Raw genomic sequence first — 24756 nt, forward strand, 5'->3', positions numbered from 1 at the left:
CCCCCATGCCCCGCATCGTCTCCGTCGGCGCCGCCCAACTCGGCCCGATCGCCCTGAAGGAAAGCCGCGCCGAGGTCGTCGAGCGCCTGGTCGCGCTGATGCGCCAGGCAAAGGGCCACGGCTGCGACCTGGTCGTGTTTCCCGAACTGGCGCTGACCACCTTCTTCCCCCGGTGGTACTTCGAGCACCAGGAAGAGATCGACGCCTTCTTCGAGCGTCAGATGCCGGGGCACGACACCCGCAAGCTCTTCGACACGGCGCGCGAGCTCGGCATCGGCTTCTACCTGGGCTACGCCGAGCTCGTGGAGCAGGAAGGCCGGCTGCGCCGCTTCAACACCTCGATCCTGGTCGACAAGGCAGGCAGCATCGTCGGCAAGTACCGCAAGATCCACTTGCCCGGCCACCACGAGCACGAGCCCTGGCGCGCCTTCCAGCACCTGGAGAAGCGCTACTTCGAGCGCGGCGACCTGGGCTTCCCGGTCTACCGGGCCTTCGGCGGGCTGATGGGCATGGCGATCTGCAACGACCGCCGCTGGCCCGAGACCTACCGGGTGATGGGCCTGCAGGGCGTGGAAATGGTGCTGCTCGGCTACAACACGCCGGTGCACAACCCGCCCGCGCCCGAGCACGACGCGCTGTCGAACTTCCACAACTCGCTGGTCATGCAGTCGGGCGCCTACCAGAACGGCACCTGGGTGGTCGGCGTGGCCAAGGCCGGCCGCGAGGAAGGCGTTGACCAGATCGGCAACTCGATCATCGTGGCGCCCTCGGGCGAGATCGTGGCCGCCTGCTCGACTCTGGGCGACGAGCTGGCCATCGCGCGCTGCGACCTGGACCTGACCAGGTCCTACAAGAGCACCACCTTCAACTTCGCGCGGCACCGCGAACCCGACCAGTACCGGATGATCGTGGAGCGCAAGGGCGCGGAGCCGCCGCCCGAGGCCTGAGTCACCCGGACAGTTCGGCGAGCCGCTCGGGAATCCGCGCGGCCAGGAAGTCGTAGACGCGCCTGACCACGCGGTTGCCGCGGATCTCCCGGTGCACCGCCAGCCAGCAGGGCATCGGCGGGACCTTCAGCTGCGGCAGGACCCGCCTCAGCTCGGGCTCCCCGGCGGCCGTGTAGTGCGCGAGAAAGCCGATGCCCGAGCCTTCGGCCACCAGCCTGCCGTAGGCGATGTGATCGTCGGTTCGCAAGGCGAAGGCCTCGCGCCCGATCGGCAGTCCCAGCGCAGCGAAGCCGCGCAGGATCGTCTCGTCGCGGTCATAGCCGACCAGCCGATGCGCCACCAGGTCCTCGGGCCTGCGCGGTTCACCGGCGCGAGCCAGATAGCGTCGGTGCGCATAGGCGCCGATCCCCACGTCGGCCAGCTTGCGGGCCACCAGCGAACCCTGGTCCGGGCGCACCATCCGCACCGCGATGTCCGCCTCGCGGCGCAGCAGATTGCTCAGGGCATTCGAGGCCACCAGCTCCACCTGTATTCCCGGCTCGGCGGCCTGGAACTCGGCCAGCAGCGGCGGAAGCAGCCATACCGCCGCCACCTGGCTGGCCGTGACCCGGACCACGCCCGTCGCCGTGTCGCGCTGCCGGGCCAGCGCGCGCTCGAGGCCCAAGGCGCCCTCCTCCATCTGCCGCGCGTCATCGGCAATCGCCAGCGCGGCGGCGGTGGGCACCACGCCGCGCCCCGTCCGCTCGAAGAGCGCCGTGCCGAGTTGCGCTTCAAGCTCCGCGACGTGCCGGCTGAGCGTCGGCTGGCGGGCTCCGGTCGCGCGGGCCGCGCCGGTCAGGCTGCCGGCCTCCAGGACGGCCAGGAAGCTGCGGATCAGGGTCCAGTCGAAGCGCTGCGTCGTCATACCGAATCGTATGACTGCAATGCGCCGGTGCGCAATTGTCGGATGGCAGGCCGGAGCCGACACTTGACGGCATCCCGACACGCGCCCGACCGCCGCCCGCCACCCGAACCGAAGGAAGACCCTCATGGAACCGAACGCCTGCTCCGCACCCACCTCGCGCGCCGCCCCGACCTCGCGCGCCGCCCCGACCGCCCGCATCGTCCTCGTGCTCGGCGCGAACGGCCGCTTCGGCGCAGCCGCCACGCAGGCCTTCGCCGAAGCCGGCTGGCGGGTGATCGCGCAGGCCCGGCGCGCGCCGGCCGCCCTGCCGGCCGGGGTCCGCCATGTCGACACGCCGCTCGCCGATCCGGCGGCGCTGGCCGCGCAGGCGAACGGAGCCGACACGGTGGTCTACGCAGTCAATCCCCCCTACACCCGTTGGGCGGCCGAGGCCCTCCCGCTCGCGCGTGCCGGCATGGCGGTCGCCGAGCGCCTGGGCGCGCGATTCATGCTGCCGGGCAACGTCTACAACTTCGGCGAGTCCATGCCGCCGCTGCTTCGCGAGGACGCGCCGCAAGACGCGCGAACCCGCAAGGGCCAGATCCGCGTCCGGATGGAGAGCGAGCTCGAGTCGCGCGCAGCCGCCGGCCTCCGGTCGGTCGTGATCCGGGCGGGCGATTTCTTCGGCGGCGGCGCCGGCAGCTGGCTCGATCTGGTGATCGCGAAGTCGCTGCGCGCCGGCAAGCTGGTCTACCCCGGCCCGACCGATCGGCCGCACGCCTGGGCCTACCTGCCGGACCTGGCTCGCACCTTCGTGGCGGTGGCGCAGCGTGCCGACCTGCCTGTCGCCGAGCGGCTGCACTTTGCCGGCCACACGCTGACCGGCGCGCAGTTGCTCGACGCGATCGAGCGCGCCGCCGAGGCCGGCGGCATCCGGCCCGCCGGCGGGTGGCGCTGCGGCGGCCTGCCTTGGTTCCTGCTGCGCGCGGGCGGCCTCCTCGTACCGATGTGGCGGGAGATCGCCGAAATGGCCTACCTGTGGCAGGCGCCGCATGCGCTCGACGGCAGGCGCCTCATGCAGGCCGTGGGCCCGCTGGCGGAAACGCCTGTCGAAGTCGCCATGGCCCACGCGCTTCAGGCACTGGGCCTGATCGCACCGCAGCGCAGCTCCGCGGCTGCCAGGCCCGCGTCCCCGGCGAAAGCCGCGTTTTCTTGACTGATTTTTAACTAAAAGTCCAAAGTCCTTAGCCAATTCGCCACTTTTTTAAAGGTAATCGAGCCGCTATGCTCCGAGTCAGGAGAATGGCAATGGCTCGATCCCCCGATTCCTTCAGCGCTGCGCCGATCAAGGCCGTCGTGTTCGACGCCTACGGGACGCTGTTCGACGTGCATTCGGTAGCGAGTCTCGCAGAGCAGCTCTTCCCCGGACACGGCGACGCGCTGTCGCAGCTGTGGCGGCAGAAGCAGCTCGAGTACTCGTGGCTGCGCGCAATGTCGGGTCGCTACAAGCCGTTCTGGGACATCACCCGCGACGCGCTGCGCTTCTCGGCCGAGCGCCTGGGCGTGCCGCTGTCCGTCGAATCCGAGCAACGGCTGATGAACCAGTATTCCAGCCTCTCCGCCTTCCCCGAGAACCTGTCCGCGTTGCGCGCGCTGAAGGACGCCGGCCTGCCGCTGGGCATCCTGAGCAACGGCAACCGCGAGATGATCGAGGTGTCGGTGCGCAGCGCCGGCATGACCGGCCTGTTCGATCACCTGCTGTCCTCGCAGGAAGTGAAGACCTTCAAGACGGTCGACAGGCTCTACGCGCTGGCGCCCGAGGCCTTCGGATGCCGGCCGCGCGAAATCCTGTTCGTGTCCTCGAATTGCTGGGACGCGGTCGGCGCCCGCTGGTACGGCTACACCAGCTTCTGGATCAATCGCGCCGGCGCGCCGCTCGACCGCCTCGACACCGCCCCGGATCACACCGGCAGCCTGCTCACCGACGTGCTGGCCGTCGCCCGCCCGACCGGCTAGCCATCCCTTTCAAGCATCCATCCTTCGACTCGGAGACCTTCCATGACCGACCGCATCGAGAAATTCGGCCTGCAGGTGGCGCGCCCCCTGCACGACATGATCGAGAACGAAGCGCTGCCCGGCACCGGCGTTGCCTCGGACCAGTTCTGGAAGGGGCTCTCCGCCCTCGTCCACGAGAAGGGCCCGAAGAACCGCGCGCTGCTGGCCAGGCGCGACGAACTGCAGGCGAAGATCGACGCCTGGCACCGCGAGCGGCGCGGCAAGCCGCACGACGCCGCCGCCTACAAGACCTTCCTGGTCGAGATCGGCTACCTGGTTCCCGAAGGCGCGGACTTCAAGGTCGACACCGCCAACGTGGACGCCGAGATCGCCAGCATCCCCGGCCCGCAGCTGGTGGTGCCGGTGATGAACGCCCGCTACGCGCTGAACGCCGCCAACGCCCGCTGGGGCAGCCTGTACGACGCGCTGTACGGCACCGACGCCATGGGCGACGCGCCGCAGGCAGGCGGCTACGACCCGGTGCGCGGCGCCCGCGTGATCGCCTGGGCCAAGCATTTCCTGGACGGCGCAGCGCCGCTGGCCAAGGGCAGCCACGCCGACGTGACCGCCTATCGCGTGGCCGGCGGCAAGCTGGTGGCCGACACCGCGGCCGGCGAGACCGGTCTGGCCGACGCCGCGCAGTTCGCGGGTCATGCCGGCGACGGGGCCGCGCCGTCTGCCGTCCTGCTGTGCAACAACCGCCTGCACGTCGAGATCCGCATCGACCGCGGCAACCAGATCGGCAAGACCGACAAGGCAGGCGTGGCCGACGTGATGCTCGAGGCCGCGATCACCACGATCATGGACTGCGAGGACTCGGTCGCCGCGGTCGACGCCGAGGACAAGGCGCTCGCCTATCGCAACTGGCTGGGCCTGATGCGCGGCGACCTGGTCGAGACGGTCGCCAAGGGCGGCGGCAGCTTCGAGCGCAAGCTGAACGCGGACCGCGCCTATACGGCCGCGGACGGCTCGGCCCTGACGCTCAAGGGCCGCTCCCTGATGCTGGTGCGCAACGTGGGCCACCTGATGACCAACCCGGCGGTGCTCGACCGCGACGGCGAGGAGGCCCACGAGGGCCTGCTCGATGCGATGTGCACCGTGCTGATCGCGATGCACGACCTGAAGAAGACCGGCGGCGCGCGCAACTCCACGCAGGGCTCGGTCTACGTGGTCAAGCCCAAGATGCACGGCCCCGAGGAAGTCGCCTTCGCCGACGAGATCTTCACCGCGGTCGAGGCCGCGCTCGGCCTGCCGAAGAACACGGTGAAGATCGGCATCATGGACGAGGAGCGCCGCACCACCGTCAACCTGAAGGAATGCATCCGCGCCGCGAAGTCGCGGGTGGCCTTCATCAACACCGGCTTCCTGGACCGCACCGGCGACGAGATCCACACCTCGATGGAGGCCGGCGCCATGGTGCGCAAGGCCGACATGAAGGCCCAGGCGTGGATCGGCGCCTACGAGCTCGCCAACGTCGACATCGGTCTGGAGTGCGGGCTGGCCGGCCGCGCCCAGATCGGCAAGGGCATGTGGGCGATGCCGGACCTGATGGCAGCGATGCTCGAGCAGAAGATCGGCCACCCGCAGGCCGGCGCCAACTGCGCCTGGGTGCCGAGCCCGACCGCCGCCACGCTGCACGCGACCCACTACCACAAGGTCGACGTGCTGGCCCGCCAGGCCGACATCGCGAAGCACGGCAGGCGTGGCGAGCTCGACCACATCCTGATGATCCCGGTCGCGAAGGACACGAACTGGACCGCGGCCGAGATCACCGCGGAACTCGAGAACAACGCGCAGGGCATCCTCGGCTACGTGGTGCGCTGGGTCGACCAGGGCGTGGGCTGCTCCAAGGTGCCCGACATCAACAACGTGGGCCTGATGGAAGACCGCGCCACCTGCCGGATCTCCTCGCAGCACATCGCCAACTGGCTGCACCACGGCGTGGTCACGAAGGACCAGGTCATGGAGGTCATGAAGCGGATGGCCGCGGTCGTCGACAAGCAGAACGCCGGCGACCCGCTGTACCGCCCGATGGCGCCGAGCTTCGGCACAGTGGCCTTCAAGGCGGCCTGCGACCTGGTCTTCGAGGGCACGACCCAGCCCTCGGGCTACACCGAGCCGATCCTGCATCGGCGCCGGCTGGAGCTGAAGGCGTCGATGGGCTGATGGTCCGGACTTCGGCAGCCTGCGCTCGCGCGCCGGCCAGCCGAGCCGCCCGATGGGGCCCGCTTCGGCGGGCCTCTTTTTTCCGCTTTCGAAAGCAGGCATGGCACCGCCTGGTCGGGGCGCCGCGCGCGTCGACGGAGCTGTCGGATTTTCTTACATCGGACCCCGGGGGTGCGCTGTAAACCATTGAAATTTCTACGATATGCTCGGCTGGCGCACAACTTGCATCCAGATCGGCCACTGTCTGGCTCGATTCGGGAATCGAAATGAAACTCAAGCGTTTGTTCACCTTGGCCGTCGCGAGCGCCGGTGTCGCCTTCGGGGCGAGCACGGCTCAGGCCGCCGTCATCATCGACGCAAGCACTCAGGCTTACTACAACGACGGGCTCGGCGACCTCGCTCCCGCCCTTGGTACGCAAACCAGCGCAGGCGGATTCTCGCTGTTCCCCGCCGCGAACGTCTCCGGCGGCGACCCGACCATTCCCCCGATCGCCACTGCGCCCGACGTTTCGTCGGTCACCAATCTCGGCAGCTGGCTGACAAACGCCGCGCCGACCGGCGGCACCTGGTCCGCCGCGCCGATGGCGATCCCGTCTACCTGGGCCGTGAATTCCGAGACGGCAATCGTCTACGCGATCAACGCTGGCTCGGGCCTGAGCAACGTGCACATCGACCTCGGCGTCGACAACGGGATCTATGTCTGGCTCAACGGGGCCTACATCTTCGGTGCGATGGCGCCGGGCGGCGCCGCCATCACCGAATACGACATCGACATCGCTTCTCTAGGCGCGGGCATGCACTATCTGCAGATCCTGCGCGAGGACCATGGCGGGCAGACCGGCTATCTGATCCAGATGACCGCCGACCGCGGCCAGGTACCCGCGCCGGGGGCACTGGCGCTGCTCGGCATCGGCCTTGCGGGCCTCGGCTTGAGTCGCCGCCGGACGCGCTGAAGCGGCGTCCACACCAATTCACAGGGCCCGCTTCGGCGGGCTCTTTTTTTGTCCCGCCGTGCCTTGTTCAGACTGTCGGCCGCTGCTCGAAGCCGACGAACTCGCCGGCGACGGCCTCCACGTCGATCCGCTCGACCCGGGCGGTTGGAGGACCGCGCTGCGCCCAGTCGATCAGCGCGCCGACCGCGGCCTCGGGTCCGGCAGCCACCGCCTCGACCGAGCCGTCGTGGCGATTCCGGACCCAACCGGACACGCCGAGGCGACGCGCCTCATGCGCCATCGACGCCCGATAGCCGACGCCCTGCACGCGCCCGCTGATCCGCAAGCGCACGGACTTCGTCCCGGCCTTGTCCGGCGACGCCATCGACTTGCCTGGCGCATTCATCGCACCGCCCTCCTCCGCGATCATCTGGACCCCCCTGCCCGGATCCGCGCGAGCTTCGCCGCCAGGGAGGCGTCCGACACCGCGCCCAGGTGCGTGTCCACCAGCCCGCCTTGCGCATCGTAGAACAGCGTGGTGGGCATGGCCCGCGAACCGACGGCGCGAGCCAGATCGCCGCCCGCGTCCAGCAGCATGTTGTCGAGCACGAGCTTCTGGTCGCGGATGAAACGCTCGACGCGTGCCGCACCCTCGGACTGGTTCACGAACACGAAGGCGATGCCGCGCTCGTGCTGCTGCGCCGCGGCCAGCACCGGCATCTCGCGCACGCAGGGCGGGCACCAGGTCGCCCAGAGGTTCACCACCATCGGCCTGCCCTGGGCCAGGGCGGCCAGCGTGATGCGTTCGCCGGTCATCGACTGCAGCGCCGTGTCGGGCACGCCGGGCATCGAAGCCCGGATCTGGTGAACGCCGACCGCGACGCCGCCCCAGGCGAGCGCACCGGCGGCGAGCCCCGCCGCGAGCGGCACGCGCAGCTTCGGGCGCCGCCAACCTCGCCAGGCCGCCAGCAGCAGCGCGGCCGCGACGCCAGCCCAGACGTCGAAGCCGCCGTCGCGGATGTCGAGCATCGACCAGGGCTGGTCCCGGTAGGAGTCGAACCAGCGCACCACGAAAACGATGCGCCCCACCAGCAGGCCGACCAGCAGCATGTCGGGCAGCACCGCGCCCACGCCCTCGCCGCGGACCGCGCCGCGCCGCCGCCCGACGAGCCAGCCGACCGACAACGCCGCCAGGAAGGCGAGCACGACCGCGAGGCGGTCGACCGACAGGCCCAGCGGGCCGAGATTCACCGAGAGCATCGACTCACCAAGAGACTGGACCCGCCCCTCAGGACAGCCACCGGTCGAACCAGTCGGCCGCGTGCTCCGCGGCCTGCGCGAGCGTGCCCGGTTCCTCGAACAGGTGGGTGGCGCCAGGGACGATCACCAGTTCCTTCTCGCAGGAGAGCCTCGCCATCGCCTTGCGGTTCAGGCCGATCACCACGTCGTCGAGGCCGCCCACGATCAGCAGCGTGGGCGCGCCGACCGACTCGAGCAGGCCGGGGCCCGCCAGGTCGGGCCGGCCGCCGCGCGACACGACGGCCGACACCCCGGCGCCCTGCTCGGCCGCGGCTTCGAGTGCCGCGGCCGCGCCGGTGCTCGCACCGAAGTATCCGAGAGGAAGTCGCGCCGCGGCGGCCTGGCCTGACAGCCAGTCGCTGGCGGCCAGCAGGCGCAGCGTCAGCAAGGGGATGTCGAAGCGCGCCTCGAGGTCGCGGTCCTCCTGCGGCGTCAGCAGGTCGAAGAGCAGCGTGGCGATGCCGCGGCGCTGCAGCGCCCCGGCCACGAAAGCGTTTCGCGGCGACAGCCGGCTGCTGCCACTGCCGTGCGCGCAGGCCACCACACCGCGGGGAGACGGCGGAATCGTGAGCGTGCCGGGGAGGCCGCGCTCGAGTGATGGCACATCGATCAGGATTTCCATCGTCGCTCCCCGCAGTGCCTGGTTCATGCCGAGGGTTGGTCCATGCCGAGGCCTGGTTCAGGGCGATGGCCCTTCGAGCCTGGACGACCAGTCCTCGACACGTCCTTCCTCGAGTCGCCGCTCGATCAGGCGCTGCCACGACATCACCAGCGGCAGCGCGCGGGCTCGCGCCAGCAGGCCGCGATCGAGGGGCCGCCGGTAGAGCATCTCCATCAGCAGCGATAGCGGCCACCCGGGGTGCGGCCGCTCGACCAGCTCGATCGCATCGCCCGCCTGCAGGCTGCCGGATTCCAGCACCCGGCAGTACCAGCCGCTGCGCAGCGTGTCCTGCAAGCGCCGCGCCATGTCCGGCACACCGAAGCGGTCGTTCAGCTTCCAGCAGGGCTGGCGCGACTGCGTGACCTCGAGCAGGGTCGTGCCGACGCGGATCCGATCGCCGATGCAGACCTCGTCCTCGGTGAGGCCGATCGTCGACAGGTTCTCGCCGAAGGCGCCCGGCCGGTCGAGCACCGGCAACGGACCCAGCTCGGCGCGCCAGGCTGTGTAGTGCTCCCAGGCGTACAGGTGCACGGCCTTGTCGACGCCGCCGTGCACGCGCGGATCGCCGTGCTCGTCGCCCCGCAGGCCTTCTGGGCCCGCGTCGACAGGCCCGGTGACGGCCGACTTCGCGATCGCGCTGAAGCTGCCCGGCCGGCTGAACGGCACCGCGCGCCCGACCAGCACGGCCGAGACGCGGGGCCCCTGGTGCTCGGGCGCGCGCATCGTTCAGCCGATCACGGCCGCCACGTCGAGCGGCTGGGTGATGTCCACGCCCGGCATCACCGCGTCGAGCAGCTCGCCCAGTTGTGTCGCGCTGACCGGCGACAGCGCGCCGCCCGGGTGCCGGACCGTTCCGGTGGCGAGCAGCCCCCGCCGGCGCAGCAACTCCTTGCGCACCGCCACGCCGGGCTGCTGCTCGAAGACGATCAGCGGCAGGAAATGCGTCCAGACCCGGCGCGCGAGCGACTTGTCGCCGCGCTGCCACGCCGCGACATGGGCCTGCAGCACCTCGGGAAACGCGAAGCCGGTGTTGTAGCCGCTCGAGCCCTGCTCCAGGTCGAACTGGCCGTAGAGCGCGCCCAGACCGGTGAGCATCGGCAGATCGCGCGACAGCGCCGCCTTCAGCGCGGCGATCTTGGGCGCCGATGGCACCGCCTCGGCCTTGATGCAGGCGATGCGCGGGTTGTCGGCCACGATCTTCGCGATCAGGGGCACGCCCATGTGCACGCCGGTGGAGGCCGGATGGTCCTGAAGCACCACCGGCAGCGACACGCCTTCGCACACGCGCGAGAAGTACTCCGCCACCCGCGCATCGTTGGGCGCCGGCTCGGCCGAGGGGGTGACCATCAGTGCGTGCGCGCCGAGTTCGGCAGCCATCCGGCCCAGGTCCACCGTGGCCCGCGTGCCCGGATGCGAGATGCCGACGATCACGGTCATCCGGCTGCCGACCTCCTCGACCGCGGTGCGCACGATCGCCTCGCGCTCGCGGTCGCCCATCCGGTTGGCCTCGCCGAGCACGCCCAGCACGGTCACGCCCTGCACGCCGATGCGCGCCATGAACGCGAGCATCCGGCGCAGCGATTCTTCGTCGAAGCGCTCGTCGCTGCGGAAAGGGGTGGCCAGGATCGGGTAGACGCCTTTGAAGTCGTGCATCGGTCTGTTCTCGGAAAAGCGGTCGTGAGGAAGCAGCGCGCCTTGCGGCGCCAAGTCCGGACATTCTGCGCCAAACGCCGCAGGTCAGGCCCGCGCCGCCCCGCCCTGCGCCAACCCGAGCGCGCAGGCCGCGACCCACGCCATGGCTTCCTCGGCCGTGCCGGCCGCGATCACGCCGCCGATGCGCGCCGCGCCCTCCAGCGCCACCACGGTCTTGCCGGACTGCCGGCCCAGCGCCACTTCGGAAAGGGTGCCGAAGCTGTCGCCGATCGCGACCAGGCACAGTGCCGAGCGCGCGATGATCGCGTTGCGGGCCTCGCCGATGCCGGTGGCCCCGTAGAAGGCCTGCAGCAGCACGACCGGGTAGGTGCGGTTCAGGAATCCGGCGATCAGGTTCGAGAACTGGAACTCGCCGATCGACAGCGCGGCCACCACGATCAGCCCCGACAGGATCGAGTGGCGCAGCGCCGGCAGCACGATGTGCAGGTAGCGCTGCAGGCCGGTGCTGCCGCAGGACTCGGCGGCGTCTTCGAGCACCTGCAGGCCGAGCCGCTGCATGTCCGCCACCACCGCCTGCAGGAAGTACGGCAGGCCGAGCACGATGTGCCCGGCGATCAGCAGCCAGATGCTGCCCAGCCACGGCAGCGTGTCCGACGAAAAGACGAGGATGTAGCCGAAGGCGAGCACCAGCGGCGGCAGCGCGATCGGCAACTGGTAGAGCGCGCGCGACAGCGCCCGGATGCGCGGATCGCGCGCCTTGAACACTGCGTAGGCCAGCGGCAGGCCGATGGCCAGGCAGGCCGCGCAGGCCGCACCGGCGACGATCAGGCTGGCCATGAAGGCGCGCTGGAAGCTGGGGTCGGTGGCGACTTCGAGGTACCAGCGCGCGGTGAACCCGGTGGGCAGGAGCGTGCCGAGCCACAGGTCGCCGAAGGACCCCGCGAAGAGCAGCAGGATCGGCGTGACCAGATAGATCAGGTAAACGAAGGTCACCACCCGGGGGAACATCGCGCCGTCTCGTCTGCCCTTCGGTTCGAATCCTCGCGATCAGACCCTGAGATCTGCGTCAGGACAATGACACCGGTCAAGCGATGCCGGATCGCCGCGCCGGGGCCCGGGGGCCCCGCCCTCAGCCCTCGGGCTCGTGACAGGCGCAGGCCTCGCCGTGCGCGGCCGCCACCAGCTCCTGCAGGATCCCGCACTCGCGCGCGGCGTGCGGCTCCCCGCATTGCGCCCGCAGCGCGGCCAGCTGGCGCTCGAGCGCCCGCAGGCTTTCGATCCGCGCGCGCACCCGACCCAGCTGGTCGTCGATCAGCTCGTTGATGTCGCCGCAATCGGCTTCGGGCTGCGCCGCGAAGTCGAGCAGGCGCCGGACCGCCTCGAGCGGCATGTCGAGCGCGCGGCAGTGCCGCACGAAGGCCAGCCGTTCGAGATGCCCGATGCCATAGGCGCGATAGCCGTTGCTCTCGCGCGCAGGCTCCGGCAACAGACCCGCCCTCTCGTAGTAGCGGATGGTCTCGACGTCGACGCCGGTGGCTTTCGCGAGTTCGCCGATACGCATGATTCCCTCCGATGGTCGCGCACTGCGTTCGACCGATCATAGCCCCTTGACTCCGTAGCGACTACAGGCTTTTCAATATCGAACCATCGATATCGATGTCTCGCTGAACAGGAATTCCATCGTGTCCCATTGCCACGGCTATCACTGCAGTGCCACCGCATTCGATGCGCGCAGCCCGCGGCTTCGTCGGGTGCTGTGGATCGCCTTGATCCTCAACGCCGCGATGTTCGCGGTCGAGATCGTGGGCGGACTGAAGTCCGGATCGGTCTCGCTGCTGGCCGACGCGGTCGACTTCGCCGGCGATGCGGCCAACTACGCGCTGTCGCTCACCGTGCTGTCGATGGGCCTGCTGTGGCGGGCCCGCGCCGCCTGGATCAAGGGCGCCACGATGGGCGCCTACGGGGCCTTCGTGCTCGGCAAGGCGGCCTGGGCGGCGGCAGCGGGCTCGGCGCCCGAGCCGATCACGATGGGCGCGATCGCCGTGATCGCGCTGGCGGTGAACGCCGGCGTCGCGGTGATGCTGTTCGGCTTTCGCGAGGGCGATGCCAACCTGCGCTCCGTGTGGCTGTGCAGCCGCAACGATGCGATCGGGAACCTCGCGGTGGGGATTGCGGCGCTCGGCGTGTTCGGCACCGGCACCGCCTGGCCCGACCTGGCGGTCGCGAGCGTGATGGCCACGCTCGCGCTGACAGCCTCGGTGTCGGTGCTCAGGCAGGCGCGCGGCGAGATCGAGTTGGCGACCTCGACCGCGCGCTGAAACCGAAACGCCGGCGAGCGACGCGCGCGCTCAGCCCAGTCGCTCGTCGGCCTTGGCGCCGGCGCGATAGGTCTCGTAGACGACGACCGGCACGCCCAGGTCGCCCAGGTGCTGCTTGACCAGCGGCTCGACCTGCGCCCACTCGAGACCGCCCACGCCGGTGGCCAGGCGAGGCAGGGCCACGCTCTGCACCTGCTCGGCGCGGACGAACTTCGCCAGCGCCTTCAACGCGCGGCTCACGTTCTCGGTGGTGGCCTTGCCGGGCCTGGCCGACCCGCCGCTGCCCATCGTGTCCTGGGTCAGCAGGTTGACGATGCCGCGGGTGCTGCCGTCGACATCGACGCCACGCCAGGCCCAGATTTCGCCGGCGGCCAGCGGCTTGCCGTGGATCGCGTGCCGGTAATCGCGCACCATCGACGGCCAGCGCTCGCGCAGCGCCAGCGCCAGGCCGGTGTCGAAGTGGTCCTGCGGTGCGATGCCGTGCGCGATGAACTGGGCCCTGGTCAGGAGGATGTCGCCTTCGACTTTACGGATCATGGAACGTTTCCGGTCTGGATCGTTGAGGAGGAGGATGCCCCGGGGCAGACGGTACGCAACGAGGGGCGCGCCCGATGTCATCATTGTTCTCGTCATCTGCCGTCCGCACCCTGACGCGGGTCAATCGATGCCAATTCACCTGAACCCGCCGCGAGCGACGGGCTGACCGATGCGCCCGGCCCCTCTCGTCGCCGCGATGTGCGCGGGACAGCTCGGCAGCCTGCTGCCCCACATGGCGTTCTCGGCGCTGATCCCGCGCTTCGCCGCGCTCTGGGGCCTGAGCGCCGCCGAGAGCGGCGCGATCTCCGGCGCCTTCTTCATCGGCTACGCGTGCGTGGTACCCCTCACCACCACGCTGACCGATCGGGTCGACGCGCGCCGCATCCTGGCCTTGGGGTCCCTTGTCAGCGCGCTCGCCACCTTCGCCTTCGCGGCCTTCGCCCGCGACTTCTGGTCGGCGGCGCTGTTGTGGGCGCTCGCCGGAGCCGGCTTCGCCGGCGCCTACATGCCCGGGCTGCGCGCGCTGACCGACCGGCTGCCGCCGGGCGACGCCTCGCGCAGCATCACCCTCTACACCTCGAGCTACTCGATCGGCGTGGGCCTGTCCTTCCTGGGCGCCCAGCTGCTCGAGCGTCAGTTCGGCTGGCAGACGGCCTTCGTGTCCGTGGGCTGCGGGCCGCTGGTGATGGTGGCCGTCGCGCTGTCGCTTCCGGCCTGGCAGCCCACGCCGCGCGCCGGCACGCGCTTGCTGGATTTCCGGCCGGTGCTGCGCAATCGGCCGGCGATGGCCTTCGTGCTCGGCTACGGCGCGCATTGCTTCGAACTCGCGGCGATGCGGGCCTGGATCGTGTCGTTCTGGCTGTTCACCGCCGCGCGCAGCGGTGCGCCCTCGTGGATCGACGCGGTCGGCGTCAGCGTGGCGGTCACCCTGATCGCGATGCCGGCCAGCATCCTGGGCAACGAGCTGGCGATCCGGCTGGGCCGCCGCCGGCTGATCGCCGGCGTGATGATCGCCTCCTCGCTGATCGCACTCGGCCTCGGGTTCGCCTCGGCCGCACCCTGGCCACTGGTGCTGGCGCTGTTGCTGCTGCATGGCTTCGCGATCCCGGCCGATTCGGGCTCGCTGACATCGGGCATGGTCGGGGCGGCCGAGCCCGACTGCCGCGGGGCCACGATGGCGCTGCACTCGACCATCGGCTTCGGCGCATCCTTCCTGGGGCCGCTCGCGATGGGGCTCGCCATCGACGGTTTCGGCGGGCCGAGCAGCGTCGCCGGCTGGCAGGCCGCCTACTTCGTGCTGGCGCTGGCCGCGGTCGCCGGGCTTCCCGCGCTGCGGCTGGGCATCGCGCGCAGCACCTCGCCCGCCAGCGTCCCGGCCCAGATCCGGTAGCCGACCGGCGACGGGTGGAATCCGTCGGCGGCCATCGGCGAGCGGGCGGCCGGCAGCGAGCCGTCGTGCATCGTCGAGCGGTCGTCCATCGCCGGCAAGGGCAGATGGCGCAGCGCGGGGTCGCCCGCGGCCCGCCGCACCAGCACGGCGTCGAGCCGGCGGGCCTGCTCGCCGAGGTACCAGCGCAGCGGCTGCGGCAGCAGCGGGAACCGGTGCATCGGCGGCAGGCCGGAGAGCACCACGGTCCGCGCGCCGTGCCGGTGCCCCAGCGTGTCGATCAGCCGATCCACGGTGCGCTGCCAGCGCGCGGGCGGCGTGGCGCCGGTCACGTCGTTCACGCCGACCACCAGCACCGCCACGTCGCAGGGCCAGGGCGCCAGCGCCTGGGCCATCGCGAGCGCATCGGCGGCGGCGGCGCCGGTGCGTGCCTCGAGCCGCCAGGCCACCCGGTCGAACGCAGCCGGGCCGATCAGCGCCCGCGCCAGGTTGCCGGCCAGCGCCTGGTCCTGCGTCGGGGCGCCGACGCCGGCCGCCGAGGAATCGCCGACCAACAGCAGCCGCAGCGGGCGGACGGCGCCCCCCTCGGGCAGGCCCTCGGCGCCCTCGCGCAGTCCCGCCGCTTCGGGCAGGCGAAGCGCGATCCTGCGAACCCGCCTGCCCTGCGCGATCAGCAACGGCGCGAGCGCGAGCCTCGCGACCACGAGCTTCAAGGCCGCCTCGGGCCTCGAGGGGCCCGCCCGGCCCCCGGTCCGCTTGCCGCCACGCGCACGCGGGCTGCCGGCTTGCGGCCCGGGCCGGCTGCGCCTGCGCCATGGGGCTCCTCGCCGTCCGTCTCGAGCGTGAAACCCGCGCCATCGTCCTGGCGCAGGGCCGCCAGCAGCCAGGGCAGGCATTCCCGCAGGCTGGCCTGCAGCGTCCACGGCGGATTGACCACGAACATGCCGCTGCCGTGCAGGCCCAGGCCATCGGCCGACGGGTGCCGCACGCTCAGCGTGGCGTGCAGCCAGCGGATGCCGGGCTGGTTGCGCAGCCGCCGCGCCAGGTCGGCCGGTTCCGGGCGCTGCACCAGCGGATACCAGATCGCGTAGCAGCCTGTCGCGAAGCGCGACAGCGCGTCGCGCAGCGCGGCCAGCACCCGCGCGTAGTCGCGCTTGTCCTCGTACGAGGGGTCGATCAGCACCAGCGCCCGACGGGGCGGCGGCGGCAGCAGCGCCTTGAGTCCGGCGAAGCCGTCCCCCGCGTCGACGATGGCGCGCTTCTGCGCCTCGCGACCCGCCTCGCCGATATTGCCGGCGAGCACCCGGCTCTCCGTCGGATGCATCTCGAACAGGCGCAATCGGTCGCGCTCGCGCAGGTGACGCAGCGCGATGAAGGGCGAGCCAGGATAGTGGCGCAAGCGCCCCTCCGGATTCAGCGCGCGGATCTCGTCGAGATAGTCGACCACTGCCGGCGGCGCGTCGGCGCGGCCCCAAAGCCGGCCGATGCCGTCGGCGAACTCGCTGCGCTTGGCGGCCCATTCGCCTTCGAGTCCGTAGAGGCCCGCGCCGGCGTGCGTGTCGACGACCCAGAAAGGCGTGTCCTTCTGGGCCAGGTAGCGAAGCAGCTGAACGAGCACGAGGTGCTTCAGGACGTCGGCGTGGTTGCCGGCGTGGAAGGCGTGGCGATAGCTGAACATGGTCGTGTGCTCCCTGTCAGCCGATCCGCTCGCGCAGTCGCAGCGGCTCGAGCGCCGGCAGCACGAGGCGACTCGGCGGGCGTCGGTCCAGGAGGGGGGAGATCATTGGCGCCTCGGCGGCGCGGCGGCATGCCGCATCGCAGGAATGTTGGTACGAAGAAGATCATCGCAGATCGGCGACGGGAATCGGCCAGGTCCATGCCCGACCTGTCCTGCGTCAAGTCGCGATCCACGGGAGACGCGCAGATTCTCCATGAGGCGCATTCAGCCTGAATCAGGAAGGAGACTCTCATGAAACGCGATCTCGTGAACGCCGCATTGCTCGGCATTGGACTGACCATCGCCGGCGGAGCGGCACTGGCCCAGCAGAAACCCGACATCGGCAAGCGCGAATACGACGCAAACTGCGCCAGTTGCCACGGCCCGGCCGGCAAGGGCGACGGACCGGTCAAACCCTGGCTGACGAAGAGCGCTCCGGACCTGACGATGCTCGCGAAGAACAACGGCGGCGTCATGCCGGTCGCGAAGCTCTACGCAACGATCGAGGGAAGCCGCGAGGCCACCGCGCACGGTACCGCGGACATGCCGGTGTGGGGTTACGAGTATCGGGTCCAGGCAGCCCAGCACTACATGGACACGCCGTACGACCCCGAGGTCTACGTTCGGACGCGGATCCTGGCCCTGATCGACTACATCTACCGGCTGCAGGCAAAGTAGCCGGCGCTGGCCGGGACGCTCACCGACAGGATACGATCCCCGCGATGAGCGCACCGGATCTCGACACGGCCACGTCGGGCTTCCTCGAAGAGGCTCGCTCGGCACGCCTGTATCGCGAACTGGCCGACATCGAGCGAGAGCCGAGGGTCGCCCGGATGTACCGGGAATTGGCCGGGGCCGCGGACCAGCAAGCGGCCTTCTGGGCGGTGCGCATGCGGCAGGCAGGCGGTCAGCCGCCCGCCGAGGCGCCGATCGGCTTCCGGGCCCGGCTCGCGCTCGCGCTCGCCAGGCGAATCGGCATCCGCCCGATGCGCGGCGTGCTGTCCACGCTCAAGGTGCGCGGCTTGTCGGTCTACTCGGCGCCCGCCCCGTCCGGGCACCCTCACCCGATCCGGGCCGACGAGATCGGGCGCCGGCATCGCACCGGCGCTGGCAACCTGCGCGCGGCGGTGTTCGGCGTGAACGACGGCCTGGTCTCGAACGCCAGCCTGATCATGGGCATGGCCGGCGCGTCGGCCGACCCGCGCACGCTGCTGCTGGCCGGCATCGCCGGGCTGCTGGCGGGCGCCTTCTCGATGGCCGCAGGCGAGTACGTGTCGGTGCGCTCGCAGCGCGAGGTCTTCGAGTACCAGATCGGCCTGGAACGCGAGGAGCTCGAGGAATACCCCGACGCCGAGGCCGAAGAGCTGGCGCTGATCTACCAGGCCAAGGGCTTTCCGCCCGAGGATGCGCGAAGGCTCGCGCGGACGCTGATCGCCGACCCCGAGCGCGCGCTCGATACGCTGGCGCGTGAGGAGCTGGGACTGAACCCCGACGAGCTCGGCTCGCCCTGGGGCGCGGCGATCTCGTCCTTCCTCGCCTTCGCGGCCGGCGCGGTGATCCCCCTGCTGCCCTTCCTGCTGGCGAGCGAGGCGGCGGCCCTCGCGGCCTCCATCGGCCTGGCCGCGACCGCGCTGTTCGGGGTCGGCGCCGCGCTGTCCTTCTTCACCGGGCGCAATGCCCTGATGTCGGGGCTGCGGATGCTGGCGATCGGCGCGGCCGCCGGCGCGGCCACCTACGGCATCGGCGCGCTGGTCGGCGTGAGCGTCGGCTGAAGCGAGCCGGGCGGCAGCGCCCGCACCTGCCTGAGCTTGCCGCTGACCGGGTTCGCTTCGGGAGGCTGCGGGTCGAGCGAGAGCGTCACCGGCGCGGCGCCTTGCGCCTTAAGGTATCGCGCCAGCACCCGCTTCACCCGCGTGAAGGCCTTCGCGCGCTCGGCGTCGTCGGCGACCTCGATCCGCAGGCACATCGCATCCGGCGCCGTCTGCACGAGCTGGAACCCGTGGACGCCGGCCTGTTCTTCGATCACCGTCTCGATCGCCAGCGGCAGGATCCGCACCTCGCCCTTGCCTTGCCCGATCCGCCGCAGCAGCAGCACGTCGTCGCGCCGCCCTTCGATGCGCACCGACGGCCGGCCGCAGCCGCAGGGGCAAGGCGAGTCGTCCAGCGTGACGCTGTCGCTCAGGTCGTAGCGGACCAGCGGCTGCACCCGGTTGGCCAGGTTGGTGACCAGCACGCTGGCCGAGGCCTCGCCCGGCGGCACCGGCCTGCCCTGCTCGTCCACCGGCTCGAGCACCACCCAGTCGTCGTTGACGTGCAGGCGGCCGTGCCGGCAGGCGAAGGCCATGTTCATGCATTCCGAGGCGCCGTAGTCCTCGACGACCGGGCAGCCGAAGGCCGCTTCGATCGCGGCCCGGTCGGCCCGGGTCAGGCCCTCGCCGCCGCACCACAGCGCGCGCGGCTCGATGGCCAGCCGCCCCTCGGCACGTTCGCGCGCGAGCAGCATCAGCATCGTGGGGTAGCTGGCCACGAAACCGGGCCGCCATTCGTTCAGCGCGGCCACCAGTTCGGGCAGCGGCCGCAGGATCGAGAAGGCGCGCGCGCTCGCGCCGATCGCCGGATGGATGCGACGCTGCCGCTCCCAGGACACCACGCCGGCGAAATGGCCCTCGACAGCCGCGATGAAGGCCAGCCGAGCCGGCTCCGGCACGAGTGCGCGCGGGTCCGCGATGCGCGCCCCGAGGTCGAAGCGGCAGGTCATCAGCGCCGAGTAGAGGGCCAGCGCGTCGGCGTCCTGCACGTAGATGCCGGGCACCCCGGTGGTGCCGGAACTCGTCCAGACCGCGTACTTGCCGAGGTAGGGCTCGGCGATCCGCTGCGGGTCGGCGACGAACTTCAGCAGGTCGGCCTTGCGCAGGTCGGGGTCGATCACCCAGTCGTCGAAGCTCGCCATCAGCTGCCCGCGCGAAACCGGCGGATAGGCGGTCAGGTCGTCGCTCCCGGGCGGCACGTGGCGCCAGTGGGCGCGATAGAAGGCCGAGCGGGTGCGCGCGTGCTCGATCATGCCGGCCAGGCGCTCGCGGCGGATCTCGGCGCGGCGTGTGTCGTCGGCCGCGTCGTAGGCCCAGATCTTCTGCGCGTGCAGGCCCCAGCGCCACAGGTCGTCGACGCCGCGCCACCACTCCCAGGGGCTGGCGGTGCCCAGCAGCGCGGATACCGGGTCGATGCTCATGCGCGCAATCTAGCGCGGCGAGGATAATCGCGCTTGACCATGACCAAGCCTTCCCCCGATCCGATCTCTCCCGGCGCGGCCTGCCCCTGCGGCAGCGGCCGCCGCTACGCCGAGTGTTGCGGCCGCTGGCACGCCGGGCCGCTGCACCTGGCAGCGCCCACCGCCGAGGCATTGATGCGCTCGCGCTACTCGGCCTTCGTGCTGGGGCTGAACGACTACCTGCTGGCCACCTGGCATCCGGACGGGCGGCCGCGCGGGCTCGAGCCGAACGAGCCGGGCCTGCGCTGGCTGGGGCTGGAGGTGAGGCGCTGCGTTCAGCAGGACGACTCGCACGCCACCGTGGAGTTCGTCGCGCGCAGCAAGCTGGCCGGCCGCGCGCAGCGGCTGCACGAGACCAGCCGCTTCGTGCGCGAGGACGGGCGCTGGTACTACCTGGACGGCGAGATCGTCGAGTGAGAACGGCGGACCGAGCGGTCCGCCAGCATCGACCGGCAAGCCGAGGCCGGCCGGCCCACGCCTACATCAGCCCCATCTCCAGCCGCGCCGACTCGCTCATCATCTCGCGGCTCCAGGGCGGGTCCCAGACGAGGTCCACGTCGACCTGCTCGACGCCGCGGATGCTCATCAGCTTCTCGCGGGCCTCGTCGGCAATGGTCATGCCCATGCCGCAGCCGGGCGCGGTCAGCGTCATCCGCACGTCGAGCCGGAAACCGCCGTCAGGCAAGGGCATGGCCTGACACAGGTAGACCAGGCCCAGGTTCACGATATCGACCGGGATCTCCGGGTCGTAGCAGGTGCCCAGCCTGCGCCAGGCCTCGGCCTCGACCGATTCGGCCGTGGGCGGGAGGGCCGGGTCGTCTGCCTGCGGGCCGCTGCCGGGCGGATTCGGGTCGCCGGCGTCGGACGGGTCGAGGCCCAGGGCGTCGGCATTGGCGCCCGAGATCCGGTACAGGTTGCCGCCCACCATCACGGTGAAATTGCCGCCGAGCTGCTGGGTGATCTGGGCCAGGCTGCCGCCGGGCAGCGTGGTCGAGGATCCCCAGGGAATCTGGGTGGCCTCGCAGTCGCGTTCCAGGTAGATCTGCCTGATGTCGCCGTGCCGGTTCATTTTCCTTGCCTCGCTCGGTCGCTCTGCCTCGATCGGAATTCGCCGCATCATTCGGTCTTCGCGGTGCCTGCGCCGACCAGCGCGTTGTGCAGCGTGTGCCAGGCCAGCGAAGCGCACTTGACCCGGGCCGGGAACTCGCGCACGCCCGAGAGCACCTGCAGCTTGCCGAAGTCGCGCCCCTCGGGCGGCGCATCGGTGAGCATGGCGTGCACATCCCGGAACAGCGCCTCGACCTCGTCGATCGGCTTGCCCTTGACCGCCTCGGTCATCAGCGAGGCCGACGCGGTGGAGATCGCGCAGCCGTGGCCCTCGAAGCTGACGTCGGCGATCCGGCCGTCCTCGATGCGCAGGTACACGGTGAGCCGGTCGCCGCACAGCGGGTTGTGACCGTCGGCCACGTGATCGGCTTCGGGCATCTCGTGGAAATTGCGCGGCTTGCGGTTGTGATCGAAGATCACTTCCTGGTAGAGCTCGCGCAGGTCGCCGCCGCCCATGCTCATGCCGCGGCCTCCGTGCCGAACAGTTTCTGCGCCTTGGCGATCGCCGCGATCAGCGCCGCCACGTCGCGCTCGTCGTTGTACAGCGCGAAGGAGGCGCGCGCGGTGCCGGGAATGCCGAAGCGGGTCATCACCGGCATCGCGCAGTGATGGCCGGCGCGGATGGCCACGCCCTCGGAATCCAGGATGGTGCCCAGGTCGTGCGGATGGATGCCGTCCACCGTGAAGGACAGGATGCCGGACTTGCGGGCGGCCGTCCCGTAGAGCCGGATGCCGGGCAGCTTGCGGATCTCGGCGGTCGCGTGAGCCAGCAGCGCGTCTTCGTGGGCCGCGGCCGCCTCCAGGCCTGCCTCGTCCAGATAGTCGATCGCCGCAGCCAGGCCGACCGCGCCGGCGATGTTGGGCGTGCCGGCCTCGAAGCGCGCCGGCGGCTCGGCCCAGGTGCTGCCCTCGAAGGCCACGGTGAGGATCATGTCGCCGCCGCCCTGCCAGGGCGGCATGGCGCCCAGCAGCTCGCGCCGCGCGTACAGCGCGCCGATGCCGGTGGGGCCGTAGAGCTTGTGGCCCGAGAAGGCGTAGAAGTCGCAGCCCAGCGCCCGCACGTCCACCGGCAAGTGGGCCACCGCCTGCGCGCCGTCGACCAGCGCGAGTGCGCCGACCGCGTGCGCCTTCTCGATCATCCGCGCCACCGGGTTGATGGTGCCCAGCGCGTTGGACACGTGGCCGATGGCCACCAGCTTCGTGCGCGGGCCCAGCAGGCTCTCGTAGACGTCGAGCCGCAGCTCGCCGGCGTCGGTGATCGGCACCACCTTGATCGTCGCGCCGGTCTGCGCGCAGACGAGCTGCCAGGGCACGATGTTCGAGTGGTGCTCCATCTCGGTGAGCACGATCTCGTCGCCGGCCTTCAGGTTGGCGCGGCCCCAGCTGAAGGCGACCAGGTTGATCGCCTCGGTGGTGCCGCGGGTGAAGACGATCTCGTCGGCGCGGGCCGCGTTCAGGAAGCCCCGCACCCGCTCGCGCGCGCCCTCGTAGAGGTCGGTGGCGTGCTGCGAAAGCCAGTGCACGCCGCGGTGGATGTTGGCGTTCGACTCGCGGTAGAAGGCGCTCTCGGCCTCGATCACGCGCTCGGGCTTGTGCGTGGTGGCGGCGTTGTCGAGATAGGCCAGCCGCTTGCCGCGCACCGGCCGCGACAGGATCGGGAAATCGGCGGCGCGCTTCATGCCATGGTCTCCAGCAGCTCGCCGCCGGGCAGGCGCGAGCGGATCGCTTGCGTGGCGCGCTCGCGAAGCGGCGCGAGTTCGATGCGCGCCAGCACCTCGGCCGCGAAGGCCCAGGTCAGCAGGTTGCGGGCATGCGCCTCGTCGATGCCGCGGGTGCGCAGGTAGAAGAGGCTCGCCTCGTCGATCTGGCCCACGGTGGCGCCGTGCGAGCACTTGACGTCGTCGGCGTAGATCTCCAGCTCGGGCCGCGCGTCGGCCTCGGCCCGCGGCGACAGCAGCAGGTTGTCGGCGCGCTGCATCGCGTCGGTGCGCACCGCGCCCGGGGCGACCACGATGCGGCCGCTGAACACGCCGCGCGCCTCGCCGTCGAGGATGCCGCGGTAGTACTCGTGGCTGGTGCCGCGCGGCGACAGGTGTTCGATGCGGGTGTGGTGGTCCACGTGGCGCTTGCCGTCGACGTGGTACAGGCCGTTGAGCAGCGTCTCGCAGCCCTCGCCGCCGAAGCGGGTCACGATGTCGTGACGCGCAAGCCGGGCGCCGAAGGACATCGAGTGCGACTCGAAGCGCGCGCCGCGCGCCTGCGAGGCGTCGATGCTGGCGAGGTGGATCGCCCGCTCGGACTCCTGCTGCAGCTTCAGGTGGGTGATGCGCGCGTCGGCGTCGGCCTCGATGCGGGTGACCGCGTTGGTCAGGGTGGCGGCATCGGCCGACGAGGCGACGTAGTGCTCCACGACGGTGGCCTGCGCGTTGGCGCCGGCGCGGACCAGGTTGCGCACCTGCGCGCTGCTGCCGGCCTGGCCGGCCACGAAGACCAGGTGCACCGGCGCCTCGAGCGCCACGCCCGCGGCCAGTTCCACGCAGGCGCCGTCCGTGGCCAGCGCCGCGTTGAGCGCCGCCGGGCTGCCGCCCTGGCTGGCATCGCCGAACAGCGATTCCACCGAGTCGGCCTTGCGCGCGAGCGCGGCCGACAAGGGCTCGATGCGCGCGCCGGCCGGCAGCGAGCCGATCTGGCTGAGCGCCGGCGCATGGCGGCCATCGACGAAGACCAGCCAGTGGCCGCCGTCGGCCGCGCGCAACGCAGCCACCTCATTGCGGATCGCCGCCTCGTCGACGCCGCCCGCCGGCGCGGGCGCGAAGGACTCGTTGTTCAGGAACAGCAGCGAGGTATGCCGCCAGGCCTCGAGCCTGCCGCTGGGCCAGCCCTCGGCCGCGAAGCGCTCGATCGCTTGCGCGCGGACGCGGTCGAGCCACGGCAGCCCGGCGCCCGGCAGTCCGGCGGCCCGCGCGCGGAAGCTGGCCAGCCAGGTTTCCGCTGCGCTCATCGCTTGGCTCCGGACTGGGCCGCCGCGGCGGCGCGAGCCGGGCCGGTGGCCGGGGCGCCCTGCCCCTGGCCGGCCGCGCCTTCGAGCAGCCAGGCGTAGCCGCGCTCCTCGAGCTCGTGGGCCAGCTCCGGGCCGCCCGAGCGAATGATCCGGCCCTGGGCCAGCACGTGCACCTTGTCGGGCACGATGTAGTCGAGCAGGCGCTGGTAGTGGGTGATGACGACCATCGAGCGATCGGGGCTGCGCAGCCGGTTCACGCCGTCGGCCACCACGCGCAGCGCGTCGATGTCCAGGCCCGAGTCGGTCTCGTCGAGGATCGCCAGGCTCGGTTCGAGCAGGGCCATCTGCAGCACCTCGTTGCGCTTCTTCTCGCCGCCCGAGAAGCCCTCGTTGACCGAGCGATACAGGAACTCCTCGCGCATGCCCACCGCCTTCATCTCGGCCTTGACCCTGGCGAGGAAGTCCATCGCGTCGAGCTCGGGCAGGCCGCGGTGCCGACGCACCGCGTTGACCGCCGCCTTGAGGAAGTAGGCGTTCGACACGCCGGGAATCTCGACCGGGTACTGGAAGGCCAGGAAGAGCCCCTCTCGGGCGCGCTCCTCGGTGGCCAGCTCGAGCATGTCGCGACCGTCCCAGGTGACGCTGCCGCCGTCGACGCTGAAGCTGTCGCGGCCGGCCAGCACCTGCGCCAGCGTGCTCTTGCCCGAGCCGTTGGGCCCCATGATCGCGTGAACCTCGCCATCGTTGACCTGCAGGTCGAGCCCGCGCAGGATCTGCTTGCCGTCCACCGAGGCCTTCAGGCCATTGATCGTCAACATCGATGCT

27 protein-coding genes are annotated in these 24756 nt (G+C 71.1%); 10 read left to right on the forward strand and 17 right to left on the reverse strand.

Features of this window, described 5'->3' with window-relative positions:
- The first annotated feature begins 5 nt into the window (after positions 1 to 5).
- Positions 6 to 947 (forward strand): N-carbamoyl-D-amino-acid hydrolase, encoded by a 942-nt coding sequence (locus FHP08_RS01135; RefSeq protein WP_147702466.1) that lies wholly within the window; start codon positions 6 to 8, stop codon positions 945 to 947.
- Position 948: 1 nt separating this feature from the next.
- Here the strand turns inward: FHP08_RS01135 and FHP08_RS01140 are convergent, their stop codons facing one another.
- On the reverse strand, positions 949 to 1851 hold the full coding sequence (locus tag FHP08_RS01140; protein WP_147702467.1) for a LysR family transcriptional regulator: 903 nt from the start codon (positions 1849 to 1851) through the stop codon (positions 949 to 951).
- 124 nt (positions 1852 to 1975) lie between these two features.
- Here FHP08_RS01140 and FHP08_RS01145 point away from each other — a divergent pair, with 124 nt between their 5' ends.
- From FHP08_RS01145 to FHP08_RS01160, 4 genes are all read left to right on the forward strand, one after another.
- A complete protein-coding gene (locus FHP08_RS01145; protein WP_147702468.1) occupies positions 1976 to 3046 on the forward strand; it encodes an NAD-dependent epimerase/dehydratase family protein in 1071 nt (356 codons plus the stop codon).
- 92 nt (positions 3047 to 3138) lie between these two features.
- Positions 3139 to 3846: a haloacid dehalogenase type II gene (locus tag FHP08_RS01150; RefSeq protein WP_147702469.1), complete on the forward strand. Its 708-nt coding sequence runs from the start codon at positions 3139 to 3141 to the stop codon at positions 3844 to 3846.
- Positions 3847 to 3888: 42 nt separating this feature from the next.
- Positions 3889 to 6051, forward strand: coding sequence for a malate synthase G (locus FHP08_RS01155; RefSeq protein WP_147702470.1), 2163 nt, complete (start codon positions 3889 to 3891; stop codon positions 6049 to 6051).
- Positions 6052 to 6317: 266 nt separating this feature from the next.
- Positions 6318 to 7004 (forward strand): PEP-CTERM sorting domain-containing protein, encoded by a 687-nt coding sequence (locus tag FHP08_RS01160; protein WP_222707792.1) that lies wholly within the window; start codon positions 6318 to 6320, stop codon positions 7002 to 7004.
- A 67-nt stretch (positions 7005 to 7071) separates the two neighbouring features.
- On the opposite strand, the gene FHP08_RS01165 is transcribed toward FHP08_RS01160, so the two are convergent.
- From FHP08_RS01165 to cadR, 7 genes are all read right to left on the reverse strand, one after another.
- Entirely contained in the window at positions 7072 to 7389 is a 318-nt protein-coding gene (locus FHP08_RS01165) for an acylphosphatase (protein WP_225878988.1), read from the reverse strand.
- 20 nt (positions 7390 to 7409) lie between these two features.
- The gene (locus tag FHP08_RS01170) at positions 7410 to 8243 is read right to left on the reverse strand and encodes a TlpA disulfide reductase family protein (protein WP_147702471.1); all 834 of its coding nucleotides are present in this window, start codon (positions 8241 to 8243) and stop codon (positions 7410 to 7412) included.
- Positions 8244 to 8271: 28 nt separating this feature from the next.
- A complete protein-coding gene (locus FHP08_RS01175) occupies positions 8272 to 8904 on the reverse strand; it encodes a dienelactone hydrolase family protein (protein ID WP_147702472.1) in 633 nt (210 codons plus the stop codon).
- A 57-nt stretch (positions 8905 to 8961) separates the two neighbouring features.
- The gene (locus FHP08_RS01180; RefSeq protein ID WP_147702473.1) at positions 8962 to 9666 is read right to left on the reverse strand and encodes an MOSC domain-containing protein; all 705 of its coding nucleotides are present in this window, start codon (positions 9664 to 9666) and stop codon (positions 8962 to 8964) included.
- A gap of 3 nt (positions 9667 to 9669) precedes the next feature.
- Positions 9670 to 10596 (reverse strand): dihydrodipicolinate synthase family protein, encoded by a 927-nt coding sequence (locus tag FHP08_RS01185; protein WP_147702474.1) that lies wholly within the window; start codon positions 10594 to 10596, stop codon positions 9670 to 9672.
- 84 nt (positions 10597 to 10680) lie between these two features.
- Positions 10681 to 11604, reverse strand: a complete 924-nt coding sequence (locus FHP08_RS01190; RefSeq protein WP_147702475.1) for an SLOG cluster 4 domain-containing protein — start codon at positions 11602 to 11604, stop codon at positions 10681 to 10683.
- Positions 11605 to 11725: 121 nt separating this feature from the next.
- Complete coding sequence (gene cadR / locus FHP08_RS01195) at positions 11726 to 12157, reverse strand: Cd(II)/Pb(II)-responsive transcriptional regulator (protein ID WP_147702476.1); 432 nt, start codon at positions 12155 to 12157, stop codon at positions 11726 to 11728.
- 118 nt (positions 12158 to 12275) lie between these two features.
- Here cadR and FHP08_RS01200 point away from each other — a divergent pair, with 118 nt between their 5' ends.
- Entirely contained in the window at positions 12276 to 12914 is a 639-nt protein-coding gene (locus FHP08_RS01200) for a cation transporter (protein ID WP_222707809.1), read from the forward strand.
- A gap of 30 nt (positions 12915 to 12944) precedes the next feature.
- On the opposite strand, the gene FHP08_RS01205 is transcribed toward FHP08_RS01200, so the two are convergent.
- Positions 12945 to 13451 carry a macro domain-containing protein gene (locus FHP08_RS01205; RefSeq protein ID WP_147702477.1) on the reverse strand — a complete coding sequence of 169 codons (507 nt, stop codon included), beginning with the start codon at positions 13449 to 13451 and terminating at the stop codon, positions 12945 to 12947.
- 169 nt (positions 13452 to 13620) lie between these two features.
- On the opposite strand from FHP08_RS01205, the gene FHP08_RS01210 reads away from it, so the two are divergent.
- Positions 13621 to 14841, forward strand: coding sequence for an MFS transporter (locus FHP08_RS01210; protein WP_222707793.1), 1221 nt, complete (start codon positions 13621 to 13623; stop codon positions 14839 to 14841).
- Here the strand turns inward: FHP08_RS01210 and FHP08_RS01215 are convergent.
- Positions 14739 to 15551 (reverse strand): SGNH/GDSL hydrolase family protein, encoded by an 813-nt coding sequence (locus FHP08_RS01215; protein WP_187272116.1) that lies wholly within the window; start codon positions 15549 to 15551, stop codon positions 14739 to 14741. The two genes, FHP08_RS01210 and FHP08_RS01215, sit on opposite strands and share 103 nt — an antisense overlap.
- Positions 15548 to 16516, reverse strand: a complete 969-nt coding sequence (locus tag FHP08_RS01220; protein WP_147702479.1) for a 23S rRNA (adenine(2030)-N(6))-methyltransferase RlmJ — start codon at positions 16514 to 16516, stop codon at positions 15548 to 15550. The genes FHP08_RS01215 and FHP08_RS01220 overlap by 4 nt, the downstream gene beginning before the upstream one ends.
- A gap of 291 nt (positions 16517 to 16807) precedes the next feature.
- Here FHP08_RS01220 and FHP08_RS01225 point away from each other — a divergent pair, with 291 nt between their 5' ends.
- Positions 16808 to 17233: a c-type cytochrome gene (locus FHP08_RS01225; RefSeq protein ID WP_147702480.1), complete on the forward strand. Its 426-nt coding sequence runs from the start codon at positions 16808 to 16810 to the stop codon at positions 17231 to 17233.
- Between the two features lie 44 nt (positions 17234 to 17277).
- On the forward strand, positions 17278 to 18327 hold the full coding sequence (locus tag FHP08_RS01230; RefSeq protein WP_147702481.1) for a VIT1/CCC1 transporter family protein: 1050 nt from the start codon (positions 17278 to 17280) through the stop codon (positions 18325 to 18327).
- On the opposite strand, the gene FHP08_RS01235 is transcribed toward FHP08_RS01230, so the two are convergent.
- A complete protein-coding gene (locus tag FHP08_RS01235) occupies positions 18288 to 19784 on the reverse strand; it encodes a phenylacetate--CoA ligase family protein (RefSeq protein ID WP_147702482.1) in 1497 nt (498 codons plus the stop codon). The genes FHP08_RS01230 and FHP08_RS01235 overlap by 40 nt on opposite strands.
- 39 nt (positions 19785 to 19823) lie before the next feature.
- Between FHP08_RS01235 and FHP08_RS01240 the strand changes: the two genes are divergently transcribed.
- On the forward strand, positions 19824 to 20240 hold the full coding sequence (locus tag FHP08_RS01240; RefSeq protein ID WP_147702483.1) for a YchJ family protein: 417 nt from the start codon (positions 19824 to 19826) through the stop codon (positions 20238 to 20240).
- Positions 20241 to 20301: 61 nt separating this feature from the next.
- Here FHP08_RS01240 and sufT read toward each other — a convergent pair whose 3' ends face one another.
- From sufT to sufC, 5 genes are read right to left on the reverse strand one after another with little or no spacing between them, the layout of a single operon-like run.
- Positions 20302 to 20892: a putative Fe-S cluster assembly protein SufT gene (gene sufT / locus FHP08_RS01245; protein ID WP_147702484.1), complete on the reverse strand. Its 591-nt coding sequence runs from the start codon at positions 20890 to 20892 to the stop codon at positions 20302 to 20304.
- 47 nt (positions 20893 to 20939) lie between these two features.
- Positions 20940 to 21392 (reverse strand): Fe-S cluster assembly sulfur transfer protein SufU, encoded by a 453-nt coding sequence (sufU, locus tag FHP08_RS01250; protein ID WP_147702485.1) that lies wholly within the window; start codon positions 21390 to 21392, stop codon positions 20940 to 20942.
- Complete coding sequence (locus FHP08_RS01255) at positions 21389 to 22609, reverse strand: cysteine desulfurase (protein ID WP_147702486.1); 1221 nt, start codon at positions 22607 to 22609, stop codon at positions 21389 to 21391. Before FHP08_RS01255 ends, sufU begins: the two co-directional genes overlap by 4 nt.
- Entirely contained in the window at positions 22606 to 23931 is a 1326-nt protein-coding gene (sufD, locus tag FHP08_RS01260; protein ID WP_147702487.1) for a Fe-S cluster assembly protein SufD, read from the reverse strand. The genes FHP08_RS01255 and sufD overlap by 4 nt, the downstream gene beginning before the upstream one ends.
- The gene (sufC, locus tag FHP08_RS01265; RefSeq protein ID WP_147702488.1) at positions 23928 to 24749 is read right to left on the reverse strand and encodes a Fe-S cluster assembly ATPase SufC; all 822 of its coding nucleotides are present in this window, start codon (positions 24747 to 24749) and stop codon (positions 23928 to 23930) included. Before sufC ends, sufD begins: the two co-directional genes overlap by 4 nt.
- Positions 24750 to 24756 lie beyond the last annotated feature (7 nt).

The sequence above is a fragment of the Zeimonas arvi genome, assembly GCF_008039575.1.
Lineage (GTDB): Bacteria > Pseudomonadota > Gammaproteobacteria > Burkholderiales > Burkholderiaceae_E > Zeimonas > Zeimonas arvi.